General features: G+C 64.9%; 19 protein-coding genes. 11 read left to right on the top strand and 8 right to left on the bottom strand.

Annotated elements, in window-relative coordinates; all coding sequences use genetic code 11:
• Positions 1 to 100: 100 nt before the first annotated feature.
• Positions 101 to 487: a preprotein translocase subunit SecG gene (gene secG / locus FIV09_RS03980; RefSeq protein WP_152448779.1), complete on the bottom strand. Its 387-nt coding sequence runs from the start codon at positions 485 to 487 to the stop codon at positions 101 to 103.
• A 154-nt stretch (positions 488 to 641) separates the two neighbouring features.
• Here secG and FIV09_RS03985 point away from each other — a divergent pair, with 154 nt between their 5' ends.
• The 4 genes from FIV09_RS03985 to FIV09_RS04000 all read left to right on the top strand — a co-directional run bounded on the left by FIV09_RS03985 (position 642) and on the right by FIV09_RS04000 (position 4,317).
• Positions 642 to 1,130 carry a cupin domain-containing protein gene (locus tag FIV09_RS03985; RefSeq protein ID WP_152448780.1) on the top strand — a complete coding sequence of 163 codons (489 nt, stop codon included), beginning with the start codon at positions 642 to 644 and terminating at the stop codon, positions 1,128 to 1,130.
• Between the two features lie 102 nt (positions 1,131 to 1,232).
• A complete protein-coding gene (locus tag FIV09_RS03990; RefSeq protein WP_152448781.1) occupies positions 1,233 to 2,528 on the top strand; it encodes an adenylosuccinate synthase in 1,296 nt (431 codons plus the stop codon).
• Positions 2,525 to 2,764, top strand: coding sequence for a DUF2842 domain-containing protein (locus tag FIV09_RS03995; RefSeq protein WP_152448782.1), 240 nt, complete (start codon positions 2,525 to 2,527; stop codon positions 2,762 to 2,764). Before FIV09_RS03990 ends, FIV09_RS03995 begins: the two co-directional genes overlap by 4 nt.
• 302 nt (positions 2,765 to 3,066) lie before the next feature.
• A complete protein-coding gene (locus FIV09_RS04000) occupies positions 3,067 to 4,317 on the top strand; it encodes a GNAT family N-acetyltransferase (protein WP_152448783.1) in 1,251 nt (416 codons plus the stop codon).
• Here the strand turns inward: FIV09_RS04000 and FIV09_RS04005 are convergent.
• Both FIV09_RS04005 and metF read right to left on the bottom strand, forming a co-directional pair.
• A complete protein-coding gene (locus tag FIV09_RS04005; protein WP_152448784.1) occupies positions 4,314 to 5,297 on the bottom strand; it encodes a type I glyceraldehyde-3-phosphate dehydrogenase in 984 nt (327 codons plus the stop codon). The two genes, FIV09_RS04000 and FIV09_RS04005, sit on opposite strands and share 4 nt — an antisense overlap.
• A gap of 142 nt (positions 5,298 to 5,439) precedes the next feature.
• Positions 5,440 to 6,309: a methylenetetrahydrofolate reductase [NAD(P)H] gene (gene metF / locus FIV09_RS04010; RefSeq protein WP_152448785.1), complete on the bottom strand. Its 870-nt coding sequence runs from the start codon at positions 6,307 to 6,309 to the stop codon at positions 5,440 to 5,442.
• A 96-nt stretch (positions 6,310 to 6,405) separates the two neighbouring features.
• Here metF and FIV09_RS04015 point away from each other — a divergent pair, with 96 nt between their 5' ends.
• Together FIV09_RS04015 and FIV09_RS04020 are read left to right on the top strand one after the other, a co-directional pair.
• Positions 6,406 to 7,311, top strand: coding sequence for a LysR family transcriptional regulator (locus FIV09_RS04015; RefSeq protein ID WP_152448786.1), 906 nt, complete (start codon positions 6,406 to 6,408; stop codon positions 7,309 to 7,311).
• A gap of 43 nt (positions 7,312 to 7,354) precedes the next feature.
• Positions 7,355 to 7,669, top strand: a complete 315-nt coding sequence (locus FIV09_RS04020) for an ArsC/Spx/MgsR family protein (protein ID WP_152448787.1) — start codon at positions 7,355 to 7,357, stop codon at positions 7,667 to 7,669.
• Here FIV09_RS04020 and FIV09_RS04025 read toward each other — a convergent pair whose 3' ends face one another.
• The 5 genes from FIV09_RS04025 to thrS form a co-directional block, all read right to left on the bottom strand.
• Positions 7,670 to 8,233 (bottom strand): DoxX family protein, encoded by a 564-nt coding sequence (locus FIV09_RS04025; RefSeq protein ID WP_371417749.1) that lies wholly within the window; start codon positions 8,231 to 8,233, stop codon positions 7,670 to 7,672.
• Complete coding sequence (locus FIV09_RS04030; RefSeq protein WP_152448788.1) at positions 8,230 to 8,973, bottom strand: DNA-binding domain-containing protein; 744 nt, start codon at positions 8,971 to 8,973, stop codon at positions 8,230 to 8,232. The genes FIV09_RS04025 and FIV09_RS04030 overlap by 4 nt, the downstream gene beginning before the upstream one ends.
• Positions 8,970 to 9,827, bottom strand: coding sequence for a DUF692 domain-containing protein (locus tag FIV09_RS04035; RefSeq protein ID WP_152448789.1), 858 nt, complete (start codon positions 9,825 to 9,827; stop codon positions 8,970 to 8,972). Before FIV09_RS04035 ends, FIV09_RS04030 begins: the two co-directional genes overlap by 4 nt.
• 96 nt (positions 9,828 to 9,923) lie before the next feature.
• Positions 9,924 to 10,223 (bottom strand): DUF2282 domain-containing protein, encoded by a 300-nt coding sequence (locus FIV09_RS04040; RefSeq protein ID WP_152448790.1) that lies wholly within the window; start codon positions 10,221 to 10,223, stop codon positions 9,924 to 9,926.
• 333 nt (positions 10,224 to 10,556) lie between these two features.
• The gene (gene thrS, locus FIV09_RS04045; protein WP_152448791.1) at positions 10,557 to 12,506 is read right to left on the bottom strand and encodes a threonine--tRNA ligase; all 1,950 of its coding nucleotides are present in this window, start codon (positions 12,504 to 12,506) and stop codon (positions 10,557 to 10,559) included.
• Between the two features lie 137 nt (positions 12,507 to 12,643).
• Between thrS and FIV09_RS04050 the strand changes: the two genes are divergently transcribed.
• The 5 genes from FIV09_RS04050 (at position 12,644) to ftsW (ending at position 18,100) form a co-directional block, all read left to right on the top strand.
• On the top strand, positions 12,644 to 13,909 hold the full coding sequence (locus FIV09_RS04050; protein WP_152448792.1) for an MFS transporter: 1,266 nt from the start codon (positions 12,644 to 12,646) through the stop codon (positions 13,907 to 13,909).
• A 99-nt stretch (positions 13,910 to 14,008) separates the two neighbouring features.
• A complete protein-coding gene (locus tag FIV09_RS04055) occupies positions 14,009 to 14,761 on the top strand; it encodes an alpha/beta fold hydrolase (protein ID WP_152448793.1) in 753 nt (250 codons plus the stop codon).
• The gene (locus FIV09_RS04060) at positions 14,758 to 15,744 is read left to right on the top strand and encodes a carboxylesterase (protein WP_254702304.1); all 987 of its coding nucleotides are present in this window, start codon (positions 14,758 to 14,760) and stop codon (positions 15,742 to 15,744) included. The genes FIV09_RS04055 and FIV09_RS04060 overlap by 4 nt, the downstream gene beginning before the upstream one ends.
• A 70-nt stretch (positions 15,745 to 15,814) precedes the next feature.
• Positions 15,815 to 16,777, top strand: coding sequence for an ester cyclase (locus tag FIV09_RS04065; protein WP_254702305.1), 963 nt, complete (start codon positions 15,815 to 15,817; stop codon positions 16,775 to 16,777).
• Between the two features lie 156 nt (positions 16,778 to 16,933).
• Complete coding sequence (ftsW, locus tag FIV09_RS04070; RefSeq protein ID WP_152448796.1) at positions 16,934 to 18,100, top strand: putative lipid II flippase FtsW; 1,167 nt, start codon at positions 16,934 to 16,936, stop codon at positions 18,098 to 18,100.
• Positions 18,101 to 18,123 lie beyond the last annotated feature (23 nt).

Below are 18,123 nucleotides of genomic sequence, written 5' to 3' on the forward strand. Positions count from 1 at the left end.
GCATGCCCATGGCAAGCCGACCGCAAGATGCTGTTGCGACGGCGCGCGTATCCGCAAAGGGTGGTGGGCCGACGTGTCGGCCCGTCCTCAGTTTGGTGGGTTACTCAGCCTGCGGGATCAGCGGGCCATCGCCCGCGCTGCCGGTATCGCCCGAAGGCGGCGGCAGAAGGCCGTCCGTGTCGAGTGCGGGCACCCCGGTGCCCGTGTCGTCCGTGGCCGCCCCGGGAACGCCCAGGCGATCCAGAACGGAGCCCGAAGCCGAGTTCTGCGCCGCGAAGATCGTCAGCGTGATCGAGGTCGCGATGAAGGCCGCGGCCAGGGCCCAAGTCAGCTTGCCCAGCGCCGTGCCCGCGGAGCGTGCGGACATAGCACCACCCCCGCCGCCGGAGCCCATGCCCAGACCGCCCCCTTCGGAGCGCTGCAGAAGCACAACGCCGATGAGCGCGAGTGCGAGAAGAAGGTGCACGATCAGGATGACGTTCTGCATGTCGGTCCGCTTGTGGCTGGGCTGCAATTCAGTGCGAGATAGGGGATTTGATCGCGGCCCGCAACCCGGCGCGCTTGCCTTGACCAGGCTTTGTCGTGTCAGCTTGCACCAAGGCGCCCCGTCGCCGCCCGTTCTGCCGCAAGGGAGCCTCCTCATGAGCGATATGCAAGTCCATCTGACAGCCGCCGAGATCGCCGCCATGGCGGGTCTGCAAAAGGCCCATTTTCTGAACCCGCGCGCAAGACGGCTGAACAAGTCGCTCGGCGACGCCTGCGGTCTGACAGGGCTCGGCGTGCATCTGATCGAAGTGGCGCCGGGTGATCTGACCACCGAATATCACCGCCACCACCACGAGGATGAATGCGTCTTCGTGCTTCGGGGGACGGGGATTGCACGATACGGCGCAGCACAGCAGGCCATCGGGCCCGGCGACTTTCTGGGCTACGCGGCAGGCGGCGAAGCGCATGACATCGAGAATACGGGCGAGAGCGTCCTGCAATTGCTGGTGGTGGGCCAGCGGCTCGATCACGACGTGGGTGATTATCCGGAGAAGGGCAAACGCATCTTCCGCAACAAAGGTCTGCCCTGGGCGGTCGCCGATCTGGACGACCTCGACTTTCCGCAGGCGGGGGCGAAAACTTAAAGCCGGGTCCGGTCATCGCGCGTCGCCGCGCTTTTCCCGGTTTCCCCTCGCGCGCCCGCCCGTTAAGAGGGCATCGTTTGAAAGCCGTGACGAGGGGTCGATATGGCAAACGTGGTCGTCGTGGGCGCCCAATGGGGCGATGAAGGCAAAGGCAAGATCGTGGACTGGCTCTCGGAGCGCGCCGATGTGATCGCGCGCTTCCAGGGGGGGCACAATGCGGGCCACACGCTGGTGATCGATGGCAAGGTCTACAAGCTGCATGCCCTGCCATCGGGTGTGGTGCGCGGCGGCAAACTGTCGGTCATCGGCAATGGCGTTGTCCTCGATCCCTGGCATCTCGTGCAGGAGATCGCCACCGTGCGTGAGCAGGGCGTCGAGATCACGCCCGAGACGCTGATGATCGCCGAGAACACGCCGCTCATTCTGCCCATTCACGGAGAGCTGGACCGCGCCCGCGAAGAGGCCGCCAATCCCGGCGCCAAAATCGGCACGACCGGGCGGGGCATCGGGCCTGCCTATGAGGACAAGGTCGGCAGGCGTTCCGTCCGCGTGGCGGACCTTGGGGATCGCGCGACGCTGGAGGCGCGGGTCGACCGGGCGCTGACCCATCACAATGCGCTCCGCAAGGGATTGGGCATCGAGGCCATCGACCGCGCGGCGCTGATCGAGAAGCTGGTGGCCATCGCGGACGAGATCCTGCCCTTTGCGGCCCCGGTGTGGAAAGTGCTTCAGGAAAAGCGCAAGTCGGGCAAGCGGATCCTGTTCGAAGGCGCGCAGGGCGCTCTTCTGGACATCGATTTCGGCACCTACCCCTTCGTCACCTCGTCCAACGTCATCGCGGGGCAGGCGGCGACGGGCGTGGGCCTCGGGCCGCAGGCCATCGACTACACGCTGGGCATCGTGAAGGCCTACACGACCCGTGTGGGCGAAGGGCCCTTTCCGACAGAATTGCATGACGAGGACGGCAATCGCCTCGGCGAGCGCGGTCACGAGTTCGGCACCACCACGGGCCGCAAGCGGCGCTGCGGCTGGTTCGATGCCTGCCTCGTGAAGCAGACCTGCGCCACGTCGGGCGTGAACGGAATCGCGCTGACGAAGCTCGACGTGCTCGACGGGTTCGAGACGCTGAAGATCTGCGTGGGCTACGATCTGGACGGTGAACGCTACGATTATCTGCCCACGGCGGCGGATCAACAGGCGCGGTGCACTCCGATCTACGAGGAGATGCGGGGCTGGTCCGCCTCGACCGAGGGTGCGCGCAGCTGGGCCGATCTGCCTGCCGAGGCGATCAAGTATGTCCGCCGGGTCGAGGAATTGATCGACTGCCCCGTCGCCCTACTCTCCACATCGCCGGAACGGGAAGACACCATCCTGGTGACCGATCCTTTCGCCGATTGAGGAGAGAGACGCTGACCTACAAGACCAAGAAACGCCTCGCATTGCTGATTTTGCTGGTGGGTCTGCCGGTATATGCCGTGATTGCCGTGTCGATCATGACCTGGCTGGACCGACCGCCGATCCTGGTCGAATTCCTGATCTATGCGGTGCTTGGCATCCTGTGGGCGCTGCCGTTCAAATGGGTCTTCAAGGGGGTCGGCCAGCCCGACCCCGAGGCCGACGACCAGCAAGGCTGACATTCCCCGAACGGGCCGCGTTGCGAAACAATGCGGCCCGTTAAGGTTAATATTCCCTGAAATTGCCCCAATTCCGCGCCGATGCTGCCGCGTGGCCTTCGCATGATCCTTGCGAAGTCACCGGGAGTGATGCGCGATGGCGCGACGTGAACACATCATGGCGAAGGTCCGCAGGCTGGAGGATTCAGCCCGGCCAAGCCCGGCAGGGCCGTGCAAAAAGTGCAGTGTGTGCGTCGAAAACTGCACTGCGCCGCCCAAAATGCGCAAAGCTCCCCACACATCGCGGATCGGAGAGGTGCATCATGCCTGACGGTGGATCAATTCACGAAAGATCGGCCTCTATCCTGCAATTCGGGAAGGCCACTCTCGAGGTCTCGGTCATCGCGGACTTCGAGGACTTCCTTGCGCTCAAGAGCGGCTGGCAGGCGCTTGAGGCACTCGATCCGCACTACACCGTCTTTTTGAGCTGGGCTTGGCTAGAGCGGACCTTCCGCGACAATCCGGAGGCCTGGCGGCTGGTGGTCGTACGGGATCCGGCGCGCGGCCCCGACCCGGTCTGCATCCTGCCGCTCCAGGTCAAGACCGGCTGGAGCGGGCAAAAGGGCGCATTCTGCACGCTTCTCGGTCCGGGCGGTCAGTTGATCTGGTCGGAATATGCGGGTTGGCTGTGCCATCCCGATTACGACCCCGACGCGATCCGCCTTACGGGTGCTGCATTGAAACAGATGACATGGCTGCATTTCGAAATGCGGCATGAGGCGAGCAATGATCGCCTGCGCAGTTTCGCCACCGCGTTCGAGACGGATGCACGATTCACGGTCGCGTTCCCGGAGCACCGGGTCGCCAAGGATGCCGTCGCCCCCCGGGCCAGCCATCGGGTGGATCTTCTCGACACCTACGAGGCCTTCCGCGACGGAATCCCTTCGAGCAAGACCCGCAAGACGCTGCGGCAGATGTGGCGGCGTCACTTCGTGCGGGGGGCGTGGCGCGTGACCTTCTCGGATGCGGAGACGGTGCGTCGCGATCTCGACATCCTATCGGAGCATGGGGTGCAGAACTGGGTGCCGGAGAAGGGCGCGGATGAGGCCCAGCGGATCGCGCGGAACTACCGCGCCATGCTGACCAATGCGTTCAAGATCGATTGTCTGTGCCTTGCAATCCTTTGGGACGGGGACCGCCCCATCGCGGCGCAGGCACATATCCTCGACCACGACATGAACCGCGTGCATTTCATTGTTGCGGGATTTGATGCGCAGGCTGCCGACAAGCCCTTGGGGCTGGTTCTCCATGCGCAATCGATCAGATGGGCAATCGAGCGCGGCTTCACCGAATACGATTTCGGCCATGGCGACGCGCCTTGCAGTTCCCACTTCGGAGCGGAGCAAAAGGAGGTCGGATCCATCCGGGTGTCACGGCGCGAAGGCGGTGCGGCGGGGTATTTCGACACGGCCTGCATCCCGCAAGCCGAGGCGCTGACAGCGCGCCTGACCCATAAGGGCCGGGCTGCGGAGGCGGCAGATGCGCGGGCTTGTCTCAGGGGCTTGCGGTCCTAACGCGCGGCCATCAGGCGCGCCATGTCGAGCATGCGGGCGGAAAACCCCCATTCATTATCATACCAGCCGAAGATGCGCAGGTGATCCGGTGCGCTGGCCTGGGTTTCAGGCAGCGCGATCACGAGGCTTTCGGGACGTGCGCGCATATCCACCGAGACGCAGGGATCTCGCGTCGCGCCAAGAACGGCTGAGCGGGCAGCGATCTGGGAAAGCAGCGCCTCCGCGCCCTCGATTGGAGCCTTTTCGAGTTGCACCACGAGGTCCACGGCGGACACGCTGATCGCGGGCACGCGCACGGCCGCACCGGTAATGCGCCCGGCGAGGCCCGGCAGTACATGATCTATGAGGGTTGCCGCGCTTGTCGTCGTGGGCACCATCGAGACGGCCGCGGCGCGCGAGCGCTCGAACGGGCCGCGCGGTTTGTCGACCGTGGGCTGGCTGCCGGTATAGCAATGCAGCGTCGTCATATGCCCGTGGCGCACGCCGACCGTCGCATCGAGCTCCTTCAGAAGCGGGGCAAGCGCGTTGGTGGTGCACGAAGCGTTGGAGACAATCCGCGCGTCGCCCATCGTCTCCTCGTTGGCGCCCAGAACGATCGTACGCTCCGCCTCGAGGCAGGGGCCGGAGATCAGGACATTGCGCGCACCTGCCGACAGACCGCGCGCGGCCTCCGCGCGGGTCGATACGATTCCGGTGCATTCCAGCAGAACGTCGACCCCCGCAAGATCGAGCTCGGCGAGGTCCGCATGCCGTGTGAACGGGATCGAGACACCGTCCACGTCAAGCGCTTCATCCGTGGCCTGCACATCGCCGGGGAAGGGGCCGTAGACGCTGTCATACTTGAAGAGATAGGCGCAATCGGCGCGTGGCGCGATGTCGTTCAGCAGCACGACCTCGATATCGTCGTGATCCGCGAGGGTCAGGCATTGGCGCAGAACGGTGCGCCCGATCCGTCCGAAGCCATTGATGGCAATGCGCATATCCGCCTCCCGATACCTGTCCGGGACAGGAATGCGGGGTGCCGCCGCGTGCCGCAAGTCAAATATTGTATCGGTTTTTCGGGCGGGTGGCGCAGATCCCGCCCCGCGATCCACCGCGAAGCAGGACGGTTGCAATCCCCGATCAGGCGACGTTTTCGAGACGGGTTTCCGGGGTGACGCCCAGCGCGAAGCACACATCGCGGGTCAGCTCCGGACGGTTCAGCGTGTAGAAATGCAGCTTGTCCACGCCGCCGTCGATGAGGTTCGAGCAGAGCTCCGTGCAGAGCGCGGTCGCCAGCAGGTCTTCGCGCCCGTCGCGGGTGGCCGTCTCGAACGCGTCGATCACCCATTGCGGGATCTTGGTGCCGCACTTCTCCGCAAAGCGGCGCGCGCCCTTCCAGTTCTCGATGGGGAAGATGCCCGGCACGATGGGCTTGTCGATCCCTGCCTTCTCGCAGGCGTCACGGAAACGGAAGAACGTCTCCGCCTCGAAGAAGAACTGCGTCAGCGCCTCATCCGCGCCCGCATCGAACTTGCGCTTGAGGTATTCGACATCAGCCGTGTCGGTCGGCGCTTCGGGATGCGTGTCGGGATAAGCACCCACGCGGATCGTGAAATCGCCCGTTTCCTTCAGTGCCGTGATCAGCTCGCAGCTGTCGCGGAAACCGCCTTCGGTCGCGACGAATTTGTCCTGGCCCTTGGGCGGATCACCGCGGAGCGCCACGATATCGGTCACGCCCACCTCGGCAAAGCCGCGTGCGATGCCGAGCGTTTCCTCGCGGGTGGCGTTCACGCAAGTCAGATGCGCCGCCGTGCGCAGGCCGGAATGCTTGTGGATCGTGCCGACCGCCTCGCGCGTGAGCTCGCGGGTGGTGCCGCCCGCACCGTAGGTCACGGATACGAAACGCGGCCCGAGCGGGGCCAGGGTCTGCACCGTGTCCCAAAGCCGGAAAGACGCATCCAGCGTCTGGGGCGGAAAAAACTCGAACGAGACGTCGGGACGGCGGGTCATTCTGGGCAATCCTTCTTTGCGTGATGAGCCTTGTCGCATGTCACGGTCTGTGAAACAAACTCATAATACTCAACAACAACATGAGCGAGACTGCGGGTGCATATCGAATTCCGTCATCTCAGGACGATCAAGGCGATCCATGACGCGGGCGGCGTCGCGCGGGCAGCCGAACAGCTCAACATTACACAAAGCGCGCTGTCGCATCAGATCAAGGGCCTCGAGGATCAGGCCGGGGTGGAGCTGTTCGTGCGCCGCTCGAAGCCCATGAAGCTGTCGCCTGCGGGGCTGCGCCTCTTGCGCCTCGCGGAACAGGTCCTGCCGCAGGTCGAGGCGTTGACCGCGGAATTCGAAGGGCTGCGCAAGGGCGTAACCGGGCGGATGCATATCGCGATCGAATGCCACGCCTGTTTCGAGTGGCTCTTCCCGGTGCTCGATGCGTTTCGCAAGACCTGGCCGGACGTGGATGTCGATATCCGGCCCGGCCTGGCTTTCGATGCGCTGCCCGCCCTGCTGAAAGAGGAGGTGGACCTCGTCGTCTCTTCCGATCCCGAGGAAATACCCGGCGTCACCTTCACGGAACTGTTCGATTACAATCCGGTCTTCGTGGCGGCCGCGGCCCATCCGCTGGCGCAGAAATCCTTCATCACGGCCGAGGATTTCCGCGGTCAGACGCTGATTTCCTACCCGGTGGAACGCTCGCGCCTCGATGTTTTCTCGCAGCTTCTGACCCCGGCAAAGGTGGAGCCCGCGGCGATCCGGCAGGTGGAACTGACGGCAGTGATCCTGATGCTCGTGGCCTCCAATCGCGGCGTGGCGGTTCTGCCCGACTGGGTTGTGCGCGAGGTGAAATACAGCTCGGACTACGTCACGCGGCCCCTGACCGAGACCGGGATCACCCGGCGGCTTTATGCCGCCACGCGCAGCGCAGACGAGGGCAAGACATTTGTGCAGGACCTGATCGCGTTGGCGCGCGTTGAGGCGGAGAAGCTGCAAGCGGCGTGATGTGCGCGCTGCGGCGGTCCGTTGAACAAAGGAGCCTGCATTCATGAAGATCTACGGCATCAAAACCTGCGACACCTGCCGCCAGGCGCGCAAGGCGCTGCCCGACGCGGAATTCGTAGACGTGCGCGAAGATGGTTTGCCCGGCGAGGTGCTGACCGCCGCATTGGAGCGCTTCGGCGACAAGGTGCTGAATACCCGCTCGACCACCTGGCGGGATCTGCCCGAGACGGAGCGCAAGAAGGAGCCCGTCTGGCTGATCGGTGCCTATCCCACGTTGATGAAACGGCCGCTGATCGAGGCGGGCGACGAGATGTATCTCGGCTTTGACGCGCAGACGCGCGAGGCGCTGGGCGTCTAATCACTCGGCCGGAAGGGCGCCGCGCGGCTGTGCGGCGTCCCTCGCAAGAAAGCGGTCTACGGACAGCGCGCCCGCGCCTTTCACGGCAATCAGCGTGAGACCCAGCATCCAGAAGGCCCGTTGATCCAGGATCACGCCATCGGGGATGCGGTCGAACCAGGCGCCCAGCGTTTCGGTATGGGCAATGCCGCCATGGCCATAAAGATCGGTCAGGCTTTGCACGACGATGAAGCCCATCATGCCCAAGGCGGCGGGCCGGGCGAGAAGGCCGATCACCAGAAGGGCGGGCAGCACGAATTCCGCATAGGTGCCTGCCATGACGACGGCCCAGTGATAAAATCCGAACTGACTGGCATCATATCCGACGGCCTCGAACGCTTTTGGAAAGATCTGCGCATAGGCGCCGGTCGAGAGGGTGAACGGACCGCCGTCGAGCTTCGTCAGGGCGGATTTCCAAAAATACATCAAGAGCGTTGCCGCGAAGACGAACCGCGCCATCAGCGGGAGCCATTGGTCGTTGCGATCGGACGGGGCGAAGAGAAGCGCGCGAAGCATCGGCATCATCCTTGGGGCTGGGGCGCGGCAAACGCGTTATGGGTCAGAAGCAGCGTTAAAGTGGCGGTCAGATCGAAGGACGCGCCCGCGACAGCGATCGCGTCGCCAAGCGGGGCCTTGTCCCGCAGAGCGTTGAGAAACGGCAAGCCGCCCGGCGGGAGGGCTACGGGAACCGGATCGAACTCGGCGCGCAGGATGGCCACGTCTTCTGCCCCGCCTTGGGGCTTTTCACGGGTCTGCCCCATGGCAAATCGCCAGATCTGGCAGATGGGCCACGCCGATGAGACCGTTTCGACCGAGGGTGCGAGGGGCAGCCTGGTTGCCATGAGCGCTGCCTCGTCGGGGTTGGTCAGGATCGCGGGATCGAGGGGCGTGTGATCTGCCGCGTGATAGGAGCGGCGCATCGCGAGGTCGATCCGGGCGACATCGGCCAGATATGGCAGGTGCGACAGCTGATCCTGTGCTGCCAGAAAGTCTGGAAACCCTGCGCCGTATTGCGACAGGATCGGCGTGTCGGGCTGTTCGCGGCGGATATAGGCGCCTGCGACATGGCCCATATTTTTCGCACCCAGAAGGGAGGCGATGGCGGGAAAGCCGGTGGTGATCGCCTCTGTCAGGGATACGGCGACGTTGTTGCGATAGACGGCGTAGCGGCGACCTGCCGGGCGGCCCTTCCCGTCGGTGAGGCCAGGCGGCACGGACGCTTCGGCATCGAGAAGCGCGGGATGGAAGGCCCTCGCGCCTGTCATGCGGGCACGCTGAGGCGGGACAGCGCCTCCTCGGCCCTGCGGGCTTCCTCGGCGAGGATCGGCCAGTCGGGCACGTCGGTATCCCATTCGATCAGAACGGGTTTCGGACCGGTGCGGGCCAGAACCGCGTCGAGCAGCGTCCAGACCGGGTCGGCCACGGCGCGGCCATGGCTGTCGATCAAAAGCGGCGCGCCATGATCGTCGGTATCCTCGTCATGGCCGCCGAGATGCACCTCGCCCACCGCCTCCAGCGGGAAGGCGTCGATGTAATCCTGCGGCGCGTATCCGAGATTGGTGGCGGATACGAAGACGTTGTTCACATCCAGAAGCAGCCCGCAGCCGGTGCGTTGCACCAATGCGCGCAGAAATTCGGGCTCGGAATAGGTCGAGGCCTCGAAGGCGAGATAGGAGGAGGGGTTCTCAAGCAGCATCTGTCGACCGAGCGTCTCCTGCACCTCATCGATATGAGACGCGACGCGGGCCAGCGTGGCCTCCGTATAGGGCAGGGGCAGCAGATCGTTGAGATACGTGGTCTCGTGGGTCGACCACGCCAGATGCTCCGAGAAACTGGCGGGCCCGGTCCGGTCGATCAGCTGTTTCAGGCGCGCCAGATGCTCCGGGTCGAGGGGGCCTTCTCCGCCGATGGACAGGCCCACGCCGTGGATCGAAAGGGGGAAGCGTTCACTCAGACTTGCAAGCTGCGCCATCGGGCGGCCACCGGCCCCCATGTAATTCTCGGCGTGGATCTCGATCCAGCGAACGGGGCCGGGATCTTCGGTCAGGGCGGAAAAGTGCTGCGCCTTGAAGCCGATGCCGGGCGCTGCGGGCAGCGTGTTTGGGCTGTGATCGAACATGATCGGCGTGTCCTCGAACGGGTGGGACAGACAGGTCGGACAGAGACGGACGGCGTCGGGCGGGCCTGAACCCGCCCGATCGATTTCAAAGGCGTATCAGCCCGTGGGCAGATCGCGGTCGAGCTCTTCGAGCGAGCCTTCGCGCGGCGTGCCGTCGGCCATTTGCGGCAGGTCGATCTCGGTGCAGGTGCCAGCATCCACGAGCGTCCAGGCATTGCCCTGGTAATCGACGGTCGAGGTGCCCGCACAGGTCGTGCCGGGGCCCGCGGCGCAATCGTTCTCGCCGGCAAGCGAGACGCCGAAGCACTTTTCCTTGGCCTGAGCGTGAACGCCGGTTGCAGCGAAGCTGGCGGCGACGGCGCCGACAAGCGCGGCGGTCTTGATCGTTGTGGACATCGTGTCGAACCTCATTGGCTATCTGGTCACAAGCCCCGACGGGTGGGCCGCCGGGTCGCATCCAGACTGGCCTGCGACGGAGGGTCGCGCCACTCACAGGGCTGTGCTTCACGCTCCGATTATCGTTCTGCGGGTGCGAAAGCCGTGAGCGGGTGTGCTCAAGTGCCTGTATTTGAGCGCATTTTAGCGTGGTGACCGCGCGACAGTCCCGCGTGTCTGTAACAATTCCAAAGGCTCCCGCGCTGGAATGTTGCAACCGACCACCCGCAGCAAAGCGCGCGCCGGAGGGGTGCTCACGGCGCGCGCCAGAAATGTTACAGTCTTTGGGCGTTCTCAGTCGCGCTGATCGGGCGGGGTCGCATCCGCACCCAATGTCGCGACGATCTCATCGAGCGCTGCAACTGCGGTCTGCTTTTCGCCGAGACGGCGGACGGTCACCGTACGCTCCTCGACCTCGCGGTGGCCGATGGCGAGGATGACCGGCACCTTGCCCACGGAATGCTCGCGGACCTTGTAATTGATCTTCTCGTTGCGGATGTCGGCTTCGGCGCGGACGCCTGCCTTTTGCAGCTTGGCGACCACCTCGTGCACGTAATCGTCTGCCTCCGACACGATGGAGGCCACGACGACCTGGCGCGGGGCCAGCCAGAAGGGCAGTTTGCCCGCGTGTTCCTCGATCAGGATGCCGATGAAGCGTTCGAACGAGCCCAAAACCGCGCGGTGCAGCATGACGGGGCGGTGCTTCGCCCCGTCGGCGCCTACATAGGTTGCGTCGAGCCGTTCCGGCAGGACAAAATCGACCTGCAGCGTGCCACATTGCCAATCCCGGCCGATTGCGTCGGTCAGAACAAACTCCAGCTTCGGTCCGTAGAAAGCGCCTTCGCCGGGGTTCAGCTCGAACGCACAACCTGCGGCAGTCGTGGCCGCCTTGAGGGCGGCTTCGGACTTGTCCCAGACGGCATCCGATCCCGAACGGGTCTCTGGACGGTCGGAGAACTTGACTTTGAAGCTTTCGAATCCGAGGTCGCGGTAGATTTCACTGAGAAAGTCGATAAAGCGTCGTGTTTCATCTTCGATCTGATCCTCTCTGCAGAAAATATGAGCGTCATCCTGCGTAAATCCGCGGACACGCATTATACCGTGCAAGGCACCGGATGGTTCATATCTATTGCACGATCCGAATTCGGCCATGCGCAGAGGAAGATCGCGGTAAGACTTTAACCCTTGGTTAAAAATCTGGACGTGGCAGGGGCAATTCATCGGCTTGAGCGCATTGACCGCCTTTTCGCGGGCATGCTCCTCGTCCACCTCGACGATAAACATGTGCTCCTGGTACTTGTCCCAGTGGCCCGAGGCCTCCCACAATTTGCGGTCGACGACCTGGGGCGTGTTGACCTCGACGTAGCCGCCCGCGCGCTGCTGACGGCGCATGTAATCCTGAAGGCTCGTGTAGATCGACCAGCCGTTGGGGTGCCAAAAAATCTGGCCCGGCGCCTCTTCCTGCATGTGGTAGAGGTCCATCTCGCGGCCGAGCTTGCGGTGATCGCGCTTCGCGGCCTCTTCGAGCATGTGCAGATGCGCCTTGAGGTCTTCCTTGTTCTTGAAGGCCACGCCGTAGATTCGCTGGAGCATCGCGCGGGAGCTGTCGCCGCGCCAGTAAGCGCCCGCCACGGACATCAGCTTGAACCCATCCGCGGGGACCTGACCGGTATGTTGCAGATGCGGGCCGCGGCAGAGGTCCTGCCAGTCGCCGTGCCAGTACATGCGCAACGGCTCGTCGCCCGGAATGGCGTCGATCAGCTCGACCTTGTAGGGCTCGCCATTGGCCTCATAGTGCGCCACGGCCTTGTCGCGCGGCCAGACCTCGGTGCGGACGGGCTCGCGCGCGGCGATGATCTGCTTCATGCGCTTTTCGATCTCGCCCAGATCCTCGGGCGTGAAGGGCTCGGCGCGGTCGAAATCGTAGTACCAGCCGTTCTCGATAACGGGGCCGATGGTGACCTTCACGTCCGGCCAGATCTCCTGCACGGCGCGGGCCATGATGTGCGCGAGGTCGTGGCGAATGAGCTCGAGCGCCTGAGCGTCGTCCTGAAGCGTATGAATGGCGATGGCGCTGTCAGCCTCGATGGGCCATTGCAGGTCCCAATGCGCGCCGTTCACGCTTGCGGATATGGCTTTCTTCTCCAGCGATTTGGAGATCGATGCGGCCACCTCGGCGGGCGTCACGCCAGCCGCGTAGTCGCGCGCATTGCCATCAGGAAAAGTCAGGGAAATCTGGGCCATTGGCCAGCACTCCTCGTCGGTTTGGCGCCCACGGAACGCCCGGTTGCGGGTATATGTCGATGTGCGACTGAATGGCCGGGGGGGAACCCGCTGTCAAGACGGGCGTTCGGTAGCATGATTGCAGACAAGGATGGGACATGGTCGACGTGACGGACACCGACGCTAAAGATCTCTATGGCACGCTGACCGACGATGGCGGGGAAGCCTCCGCGCGCGAGGCTCGCGACGGTCTGCGGCACATGCTGTCGCTGTCGATGACGAAGGTGTCGGACGGCCTGATCTCGCCGAAGCTGGTGCTGACCTGGATCATGCAATCCATCGGCGCGCCTGCCGCCCTCGTGGGGCTTCTGGTCCCGATCCGCGAAGCCGGAGCGCTGCTGCCTCAGGTCCTGCTGGCCGGGCCCGTCGAGGCGATGCGGTACCATAAGTGGATGTGGATCGCGGGCGCGCTGGGGCAGGGTATCGCGGCTGCCTGCATCGCGGTCGCAGCATTGACGCTGGAAGGCTGGGTTGGCGGGCTTGCGATTTGCGGGCTTCTGGCGGTGCTGGCCGTCTCCCGCGCGGCCTGTTCGGTGAGCTACAAGGACATCCTCGGCAAGACGGTGAAAAAGACGCGCCGCGGCGCGGTCAAGGGCGTTGCGGGGTCGGCCTCCTCCGCGGCGGTGCTGATCTTCGCGTTGCTTCTGCTGTCGGGCCTAATGCAGGACATCACACCGCTTGCCATCGCGGTAGGCCTCGCTGCCGTACTCTGGATCGTGGCCGCGGCCATCTTTACCCGCGTTGAAGAAGAGGCGTCCGAGCCGGGAGAGAGAGATGGTCTTAACCTGGCGCCGCTCCGGGAAGATGCGCAGTTCCGCCGCTTCATTGCCGCGCGCGGCTTTCTGACCGCGACCGCTTTGGCCCCGCCCTATCTGGTGCTGCTCGACGATGGTGGTGGCGCGCTTCAGAAATTGGGTGCGCTCCTGTTGGCCTCGGCAGCGGCCGCGTTCGTGTCGTCTTATATCTGGGGACGGCTGTCGGACCGTTCCTCGCGGCGGGTGCTGATCCTGGCGGGGCTGAGCGGCAGTGCGGCCATGGTCGTCGCGGTGGTCGCAGCGCTTCTGGGGTTCACCTCCGCGATTTGGGTGACGCCCGTCATCCTGTTCGGGCTTCAGATCGCCTATCAGGGGGTGCGGTCGGGCCGGTCCACGTATCTCGTCGATATGGCGCCGGAGGATCAACGCGCCTCCTACGCGGCCCTTGCCAACACCGCGATCGGAACGCTGCTGCTCGTCGCAGGCGCCTTTGGTGGTGCGCTTGCGACCTTGGGGCCGGAGATCGCATTGGCCGGATTTGCCGTTCTGTCCGCATTGGGCGCTGTCACGGCGCTGGGCCTCAATGAGGTCGAGGAACTGGCGGATTAAGCAGGCTGGTCTTGGCCCGGTCACGCGCCGGGTCGGACTGGCGCCGCCCGCGTGAGTTCGGCATAGTCCCGCAAGGCAGAGTGCAAACGGGCAGATGGAATGAGCGGCACGCAGCGACTGACAAGCCCCGAGGGGCGCGATCTGGCTTACGTGAAGACCAATGGGGAAGGGCCCTGCATCGTCTTCCTGTCAGGCTACAAGTCGGACATGGAAGGCACCAAGGCGGTGCATCTCGAGGCCTGGGCCAAGGCGCAGGGCCGCGCCTTCCTGCGGTTCGATTATTCCGGGCACGGCCAGTCGGGCGGCGCGTTCGAGGACGGCTGCATCGGCGATTGGGCCGCAGATGCCGAAGCGGTGATCCGACATGCAACGACCGGCCCCGTGGTGCTGGTCGGCTCTTCCATGGGGGGCTGGATCGCCACGTTGATGACCCGGCGTCTGAGCGAGGTCGCGGGTTTCGTCGGCATCGCCGCGGCGCCCGATTTCACGGAAGATGCGTTCTGGGCGAGCTTCAGCGCGGATGATCGCGACCGGCTCATGGCCGACGGGCAGATCGCGCTGCCCTCGGAATATGACGATCCCTACATCATCACCCGGCGCCTGATCGAGGATGGCCGAGAGAACCTTGTCATGCGCACGCCATTGCCGATGCCCTATCCGGTGCGCCTTCTTCAGGGGACGGAGGACGGCTCCGTCACGCGGGAGACGGCGTTGCAGCTGCTCGATCACATCGACGGGCAGGATGTGCGGCTGAGCCTCGTGAAGGGGGCTGATCACCGCTTTTCCGACCCCGCCTGTCTCGCGCTCATCGAGGCGGCGATCCTCGAGGTTCTGGCAGGGTCCGAGGCGTGAGATGGGTCGTCAGGCTGCTCTCGGGGCTTATCCTCGTTGTGGCAGTGGCGCTCTGGCTCGCCCCGGAGGAGCCAGATGATCTGAGCGCCCAATTCGATGAAGCCCTGCTGTCGGACGGCGTCGACGCTTACCTGGAAGGACGGGAGGCGCGCGTCCCGGATCTGCGCGAAGGAGCTGCAAAACGGGTGATCTGGGCGAGGGTGCCGGAAGATCGGACCGAGTGGGCGGTCGTCTATCTGCATGGCTTCTCGGCAGGGCCCGAGGAAATCCGCCCGGTGCCGGACCGCGTGGCTGAGGCGCTGGGGGCCAACCTCTATTTCGCGCGCCTGACGGGACATGGCCGCGACGGGGCCGCGATGGCCGAAGCCAGCCTGCCGCATTGGATGGGGGACGTGGCCGAGGCGATGGCCATCGGACGGCGTATCGGGGAGCGGGTTCTCGTCCTTGGCACCTCGACCGGCGGCACGCTCGCAACCCTGGCCGCTCATGACCCGGATCTTTCCGAAGATGTCGCGGGGCTAGTCCTGATCTCGCCGAACTACCGCGTTAAAAGTCTCTCCGCGATGATTCTGACTTGGCCGGGCGTGCGCTATTGGGGGCCGCTCCTTGCCGGGGCGGAGCGCCGCTTCTCGCCGCAGAATGCGGATCACGCCGCGCATTGGACCACAGCCTATCCCACCACCGCGCTGCTGCCGATGGCCGAGACGGTGAAGGCCGCGCGTGCCGTGCCGCATGACCGGATCGACACGCCTGCGCTCTTCGTGTTCTCGGATCTCGATCAGGTCGTCGATGCGGGCGTGACGCGGCAGGTGGCCTCGGCCTGGGGCGGGCCCGTGGAGATCATGCCCGTCGATCCCGCCCGGACTGAGCCTGCGGCGCATGTGATCGCGGGCGATATCCTGTCGCCGGAGATGACCGGGCCTGTTGTGGCTCGCATCGTCGACTGGGCCCGCGCCCTCCCCGTCGCGCCCGTCTCTGATTAATCCGCGCTTAACCAATCCCGCGTTAGACCCGAGCTGAATCGAAGACCGGCAAGGCAGAGCAGGGCAGCGCGTGAAGGACTGGAGCGATCAGAGCGTCGATTTCGCCGAAACCCTGAGGGGGGTGGCCGATGCCGTTTGGGGCAGGGCCGAATTCGGACGGTTGTTCGAGGCGCATCTGCATCCCGACGCGATCCTGCGGGGGCCGGATCACCTTCTTCAGGGGCGCTTGGCGATTGCGACGGCGGCGCTGCAGCCGTTGGCGGCGTTTCCGGGGCGCAGCCTATATGTCGAGGATGCGGGATGGACCGCGATCGCGGGTGGCACGCGGGCAGGCGCTTTACGGCTGTTTTGCGAGGGCACGCATGACGGGGCCGGGCTTTACGGGCCAGCCACCGGCAAGGCGGCGAAATACCGCGTTCTGATGGATGTTGCGGCCAAGGGGGCCGTGATCGGTGAGGTCTGGCGCTTGCGCGACAGTGCGGCGATCTTCGCCGCCCTTGGCCTCGATCCGGAACGTTGGGCGGCGGAGCGTCTCGCCTGGGGCGACCGCGACAGCGCGCCCTTTCGACCCGGTATCGATGAGCCCGGGGCTTACACGGCGCAGGGCAATGGCAGCGAATGGGGCCGCGCCTGGGCCGCACTCCTCGAGCGCGCGATGGATGGGGGCTTCGATCTTTTCGATGGTCAGACCGACCCTGCCGCCGAAATCGCGCTGCCGGGCGGCATCACCCGGCGTGGGGGTGCGGCGGCACGGCAATTCTGGCTGGGCCTGCGCGCGGCCTTCCCTTCGGCGCAATTCAAGGTGCATCACCGCTTCGGGCTGGAGACGCCGCTTCTGCCGCCGCGGGCTTTCCTGCGCTGGTCTCTGGACGGACGCCATGACGGGCCGGGGCTGTTCGGGGCACCGACCGGAGCGGAGGTGCATGTCATGGGCATGAGCCAGGCCGAATTCGGCCCCGGTGGCCTGCGCCGGGAATGGACGCTCATCGATCCGGGCGCGATCTGGATGCAGATCAAGGCGCAGACGGGCTGAGCGTAGGTCGGGCTGCGTGGCGAGGGGCGCATCCCCGCGCGCCTGTAATTGCGGCATAAGCGTGCTTGTTTTGCTGGCAATGACACGGCGGATTGGCTAGACTCCGCGTCAGACCCGGAAAACCGGGCATTCGAGGCAGTTATTCAGGCGGTTTTCATGACCGAGATGGTGTACGGCACGGTCCGGGTGCGCGACAGCGAACCCGTGTTGCCGAAATGGTGGCGGACAATCGACAAATGGTCGCTGTCCTGCATCCTCATTCTCTTTGCAATCGGCATCCTTCTGGGGCTCGCGGCATCGCCGCCACTGGCGGAACGCAACGGCTTCGACGCGTTTCACTACGTGCAGCGTCAGGCCATCTTCGGAACGGTCGCGCTGATCGCGTTGGTCGTCACGTCGCTTTTGTCGCCGGTTCTCGTGCGCAGACTTGCGGTGCTGGCCTTCCTTGTGGCCTTTGTGGCGCTGGCGTTCCTGCCCCTGTTCGGCACCGATTTCGGCAAGGGCGCTGTGCGGTGGTACAGCCTCGGCTTTGCATCGGTGCAGCCGTCGGAATTCCTAAAACCCGCCTTCATCATCGTCGCGGCCTGGATGATGGCCGCCAGCCAGGAGATCGGTGGCCCGCCGGGGCGGCTTTGGTCCTTCTTTCTGGTCATGGCCATCGTGCTGATGCTGGCGATGCAGCCTGATTTCGGCCAGGCCTGCCTCGTGCTTTTCGGCTGGGGCGTGATGTATTTCGTAGCCGGTGCGCCCATGTTCCTGCTTCTGGGAATGGCCGGAATGGTCGTGCTGGGCGGCATGTTCGCCTACAACAATTCCGAGCATTTCGCGCGTCGCATCGACGGCTTCCTCAACCCCGACATCGATCCCACGACCCAGATCGGCTACGCCACCAACGCGATCCAGGAGGGCGGCTTTTTCGGTGTCGGCGTGGGCGAGGGACAGGTGAAATGGTCGCTGCCCGACGCGCATACGGACTTCATCATCGCGGTTGCCGCCGAGGAATACGGCCTCGTCCTTGTCCTCTTCATCATCTGTCTTTATGCGAGCGTCGTCGTTCGGTCGCTCCTGCGGCTGATGAAGGAACGCGACCCCTTCATCCGGCTCGCAGGGACGGGGCTGGCCTGCATGTTCGGCGTCCAGGCGATGATCAATATGGGCGTCGCGGTTCGGCTTCTGCCCGCGAAGGGGATGACCTTGCCCTTCGTGAGCTACGGCGGATCCTCGCTCATCGCGATGGGCATTTCGGTCGGCATGCTTTTGGCCTTCACACGGACACGGCCGCAGGGTGAGATTGGCGATATCCTGCGCGGGCGGCTGCGCTAGCGGCCCGCCCCGGGCGCGGGACG

Origin of the sequence: Roseivivax sp. THAF197b (assembly GCF_009363255.1) — a bacterium.
Classification (GTDB): domain Bacteria; phylum Pseudomonadota; class Alphaproteobacteria; order Rhodobacterales; family Rhodobacteraceae; genus Roseivivax.